The organism is Hyphomonas sp. UBA3601, assembly GCF_002375605.1.
Classification (GTDB): domain Bacteria; phylum Pseudomonadota; class Alphaproteobacteria; order Caulobacterales; family Hyphomonadaceae; genus Hyphomonas.
Genome location: NZ_DFME01000103.1, coordinates 17,827 through 22,818, shown reverse-complemented (window position 1 = coordinate 22,818; position 4,992 = coordinate 17,827). Strand labels below are relative to the sequence as shown.

Below are 4,992 nucleotides of genomic sequence, written 5' to 3'. Positions count from 1 at the left end.
GCGGACATGTATGGAATGGACTTGAAGCACATCAAAGGATGCGTGATTTCAACCGTCGTACCTCAAGCCCAGTTCAATTTTCGTAATCTTGCGCGTCGATATCTCAATCTCGAGCCCTTGTTCATTGGGGATCCCAATCTGAAAACGGGTGTTGAAGTGCGCATTCACCGGCCCGAACAGGTGGGGGCCGACCGGATTGTGAGCGCGCTCGGGGCGCACATGACCTATTCCGGCAATCTCATTGTGATTGATAGTGGAACGGCGACAACGTTTGACGTTGTGGCGGAAGATGGCGGCTTTGAGGGCGGCATCATCTCTCCCGGTATCAACCTGTCCATGCGGGCACTACATGATGCGGCGGCGCAGCTGCCACGCATCGCGATCCAGAAACCAGCCCAAGTGATCGGCCAAGACACGATCAGCGCCATGCAGTCAGGTGTCTTCTGGGGATACATCGATCTCATTGATGGGCTCGTAACCCGCATCAAGGCTGAATATGGAAAGCCCATGAAAGTGGTTGCCACCGGCGGTGTGGCCTCCCTCTTTGAAGGTGCCAGCGAAACAATAGATTATTACGATCAGGATATTACCATTCGTGGCCTGCTCGAAATCTACAAACGGAACAGTTGAGACCTATGGCAGACACGAACGGTATAGAGGACGAGCTGGTTTTCCTCCCCCTGGGGGGCTGCGATGAGATCGGCATGAACCTCAATGCCTATGGCTACGGCCCGGCGCACGACCGCCGTTGGATCATTGCCGACCTTGGTGTGACGTTCGGATCACTTGAGACGCCGGGGATCGACCTGATCTGCGCGGATCCCGAATATCTGATCGGGGAGAAGATCGATGCGGTATTCCTGACACATGCGCATGAGGACCATATCGGCGCAGTCGGCCTGTTATATCCGCGCCTGCAAACAAAGGCCCCGATCTATGCGACGCCATTCACGGCAGAGCTCGTGCGTTCGAAAATGGTTGAGCGGGGCGTGGACCCGTCCTGGCTCAAGCCGGTTGCGCTGGGCGGAACAGTTCAGGCCGGGCCGTTCGAGGTTACCTATGTCACGCTGACTCACTCAATTCCCGAGCCGAACGCCTTGGCGATCAAGACGCCGCTGGGCACGATCCTGCACACCGGCGACTGGAAGATCGATCCGGATCCCCAGATCGGATCTGCGACGGATGTCAAAGGCCTGACTGCCCTGGGGGATGAAGGCGTTCTCGCCATGGTCTGTGATTCAACTAATGTCTTCGAAGAAGGGGAGTCCGGGTCCGAAGAGTCGGTGAAGCAAGGGCTGATAGATCTGATCGCCGAGCAGAAACAAGCCGTGGCCGTGACCACATTTGCATCAAATGTGGCACGAGTGAAATCGATCGTTGAAGCTGCCGAGTCGGCGGGCCGGGCTGTATGTCTGGTCGGGCGCAGCATGCATCGCATTACGGACGCGGCAAAATCCGTCGGCATATTGCCGCCGCATATGGAATTCATTGACGAATCCGAAGCGAGCCAGATTCCCGCCGAACACATCCTGTATCTCTGTACGGGAAGTCAGGGTGAAGCGCGGGCCGCATTGACGAGAATCTCACGGCGGGATCATCGTAATGTGTCGCTCCATGAAGGCGACACAGTGATCTTCTCGTCCCGACAGATCCCAGGCAATGAAAAGGGGATTTTTGCGCTTCAGAATGCACTGGCAGAGCAGGGCGTCAGGGTGATCACGCCGCGCATGGTGCCATATCCGATACATGTCTCCGGTCACCCTTGCCGGGACGAGCTGCGCCGCATGTATGGATGGGTGCGCCCGCAAGTATCAATTCCCGTGCACGGCGAGCGTCGGCACATCATGGAACATGCCAATTTCGCGAAATCACTGCAGGTTCCCCATGCTGTAACGCCGCAAAATGGCAGCCTGATCCGGATCGCACCGGGAAAGGCCCAGATTGTTGACGTCGTTCCAGCCGGTCGGTTGTTTCTGGATGGGGATCGGCTGGTGCCGGAAGGTGCGCAGGGAATTGAGGAACGCCGGAAACTTTCCTGGGCTGGAATCATCTTCGCGTCCATGACGCTGGACGATGATGGAGACATACTCGACGGCCCCATCGTGTTGGCGAAAGGCTTGTCGGAAACCGATGGTCGCCTTGCTGATGAGAGCATCGAGCCGCTTGAGATCGCGGCCGAGGATGCAATTGGTCGCATGAAGAAACGCGACCGAATGGACGATGATGCAGTTGAGCGTACCGTCGGCCGCGCCCTGCGGAAGGCTTGTCTTGAAACATTTGGTCACCGTCCCGTAATAGAAGTGATCGTCCTGAGGAGTTGAAACCCGTGTCAGAGTTTAAAATTGGTCCCTTGAACCATGTCGGTGTCGCAGTGCCGGATCTTGAAGCCGCCTGCGAAACCTATCGGACACTCTATGGCGCCAAAGATATCACCACGCCGTTCGACATGCCGGAGCAAGGCGTAAAGGTCTGTTTCGTCAATCTACCGAATAGCCAGATTGAGCTGATCGAGCCGTTGAACGCCGAATCCCCTATCGCCAACTTCATCACGAAGAACCCGAAAGGCGGCCAGCATCATGTCTGCTTTGAAGTGGATGACATCAACGAAGCAGTCGAAGAGATGGGCAAGCGTGGCGCCACAGTCCTCGGAAAACCCCGGATTGGCGCCCATGGGACTCCCATCATTTTCGTCCACCCGAAAAATTCGAACGGTGTCCTGATCGAGCTGATGGAAACCCCGAAGGAAGCCCACTGATGACCATTTTCGGCGCTGGTGTTGTCTTCACCATTGCCTGGTGGCTGTCCTTTTTCGTCGTTCTTCCGATCGGCGTGAAGGGGCAGTGGGAAGACGATTCCACGATTGACGGTACGGAAGAAGCGGCGCCGAAAAACCCCATGCTTGCCAAAAAAGCGCTTTGGGCGACGGGGGGTGCAGTTGTTCTGACAGGTCTTGCAGCCATCATCGTGCCACGTTTGCTTGCGCAATAGGGGGCGCTGCGGCTAGGTGGCCTTCGTTTACCGCGCGATCACGGAGATTCCATGCGTCTGTCGAAGTATTTCCTGCCCGTATCCAAAGAAGCCCCGTCAGATGCGGCCATCGCCTCGCATCAGCTGATGCTGCGCACCGGCATGGTTCGCCAGAACGGAGCAGGCATCTACACTTGGCTGCCGCTTGGCCTACGCGTCCTCAAGAAGATTGAACAGATCGTGCGCGAAGAGATGAACCGCGCTGGCGCTGTGGAAATGCTGATGCCAACACTGCAGCAAGCTGACCTCTGGCGCGAGTCCGGTCGGTATGAAGCCTATGGCAAGGAGATGCTGCGCATCACCGACCGCCATGACCGCGATATGCTGTACGGCCCCACGAATGAAGAACTCGTCACCGATGTGTTCCGCTCATATGTGAAGAGCTACAAGCAGCTTCCGCTGAACCTCTATCACCAACAATGGAAATTCCGGGACGAGATCCGCCCGCGCTTCGGCGTGATGCGCGGGCGTGAGTTCATGATGAAGGATGCCTATTCCTTCGACCTGACGGCAGACGATGCGCGACACTCCTATAACCGTATGTTCTGCGCCTATCTCAACACGTTCTCGCGCCTCGGCCTGACCGGTGTGCCCATGCGCGCAGATACTGGCCCGATTGGGGGCGAACTGAGCCACGAATTCATCATCCTCGCTGAGACGGGCGAAAGCGCCGTCTTCTGCGACAAGACCCTGCTGGATATGCCTGCTCCGGGTCTGGACCTGGACTTCACGTCTGACCTGACAGCAGAAGTCGAAAAGCGGACGCAATACTATGCCGCGACCGAAGAGATGCATGACGAAGCCGCCTTCGCTGAACTGCCGGAAGACCGGAAGGTCTCTGCGCGCGGTATTGAAGTCGGCCATATCTTCTATTTCGGCACCAAGTATTCCGAACCCATGAACGCAGTTGTCCAGGGACCGGACGGCCAAATGGTGCCGGTCGAGATGGGCAGCTATGGCATTGGCGTTTCGCGTCTGGTCGGCGGCATTATCGAAGCCTGTCATGACGAGAATGGGATTGTCTGGCCGGAAAGCGTTGCGCCGTTTCAGGTCGGAATCATCAATATGCGGGTCGGCGATGAGGAATGTGACACGGTTTGCGAGCAAGCCTACCAGGCACTCGAACTTGCCGGAATAGACACGCTATATGACGAGACTGATGACAGGGCTGGCGGCAAGTTCGCGCGGATGGATCTGATTGGTCTACCATGGCAGATTGTCATCGGACCACGTGGTATCAAGAACGGTGTCGTTGAAGTCAAGAATCGCAAAACGGGTGAGAAATCAGAAATGCCGCTCGCGGATGCCCTCAGCAAGGTGCGGCCCGAATGAGTGATATTCCGTCAGCCGCCGCGCCGTTTGGGAAGCTGGAGCGCACACTCGCCTGGCGGTACTTGCGCGCCAAGCGGGAGCATGGCGGTGCAAGCCTGATATCGATCATTTCCTTTGTCGGCATCTTCTTTGCGGTTGCTGCGCTGATCATCACCATGTCCATCATGAGCGGTTTCAGGGCGACCTTGCTGGATGCTTTGCTGGGCGGTCAGCCACATGTCTACGGCGTTGTTGCGTCGTATACAGAGGAAGAAGCCGAACAGATTGCGGAGACGATCTCTCTGATTGATGGTGTGTCCAGTGTCGCACCGTATATTGAAGAATATGTGCTCGTGACGGCGAATGGTCGCAAGACGGGGGCGGCCGTGCGGGCCATCCGCAAGGAAGACCTCGCCACTATGCCTTTCCTGAAGGATGGCGGGGCGGCGGCCATTGAATCCGGGTTTGGCGAAGGCAAGAATGGCGGCAATGTCGTCATGATGGGGGCATTTCTGGCTGCTGGCCGGGAAGGCCTCGGTGTCCGGCCGGGCGACAAGGTAGAGATCATTACATCGCAGACCAATGCCGGACCTCTCGGATCAACGCCGCGCAGCAAGGCCTACACTGTCGGGGACGTTTTCAAGACGGGAAGCG

6 protein-coding genes are annotated in these 4,992 nt (G+C 57.2%); all 6 read left to right on the top strand.

The features are described from left to right. Window positions 1–630, top strand: a 630-nt coding sequence (locus B4F73_RS10260) for a type III pantothenate kinase (RefSeq protein ID WP_290483188.1), incomplete at its 5' end; no start/stop codon positions are given. 5 nt (window positions 631–635) lie between these two features. Next, window positions 636–2,321 (top strand): ribonuclease J, encoded by a 1,686-nt coding sequence (locus B4F73_RS10255; protein WP_290478786.1) that lies wholly within the window; start codon window positions 636–638, stop codon window positions 2,319–2,321. A gap of 5 nt (window positions 2,322–2,326) precedes the next feature. After that, window positions 2,327–2,755, top strand: coding sequence for a methylmalonyl-CoA epimerase (gene mce, locus B4F73_RS10250; RefSeq protein WP_206990495.1), 429 nt, complete (start codon window positions 2,327–2,329; stop codon window positions 2,753–2,755). After that, complete coding sequence (locus B4F73_RS10245; RefSeq protein ID WP_290481571.1) at window positions 2,755–2,988, top strand: DUF1467 family protein; 234 nt, start codon at window positions 2,755–2,757, stop codon at window positions 2,986–2,988. Before mce ends, B4F73_RS10245 begins: the two co-directional genes overlap by 1 nt. A gap of 51 nt (window positions 2,989–3,039) precedes the next feature. Next, window positions 3,040–4,359, top strand: coding sequence for a proline--tRNA ligase (proS, locus tag B4F73_RS10240; RefSeq protein WP_206990493.1), 1,320 nt, complete (start codon window positions 3,040–3,042; stop codon window positions 4,357–4,359). Further along, the coding region (locus B4F73_RS10235; RefSeq protein WP_290483187.1) for an ABC transporter permease at window positions 4,356–4,992 on the top strand (637 nt) is incomplete at its 3' end. The genes proS and B4F73_RS10235, both read left to right, overlap by 4 nt.

Bases quoted from the DNA above. Each gene is read 5' to 3' on its own strand.
- B4F73_RS10255 (WP_290478786.1), top strand. From the start codon at position 636: ATGGCAGACACGAACGGTATAGAGGACGAGCTGGTTTTCCTCCCCCTG.
- B4F73_RS10245 (WP_290481571.1), top strand. From the start codon at position 2,755: ATGACCATTTTCGGCGCTGGTGTTGTCTTCACCATTGCCTGGTGGCTG.
- proS (WP_206990493.1), top strand. From the start codon at position 3,040: ATGCGTCTGTCGAAGTATTTCCTGCCCGTATCCAAAGAAGCCCCGTCA.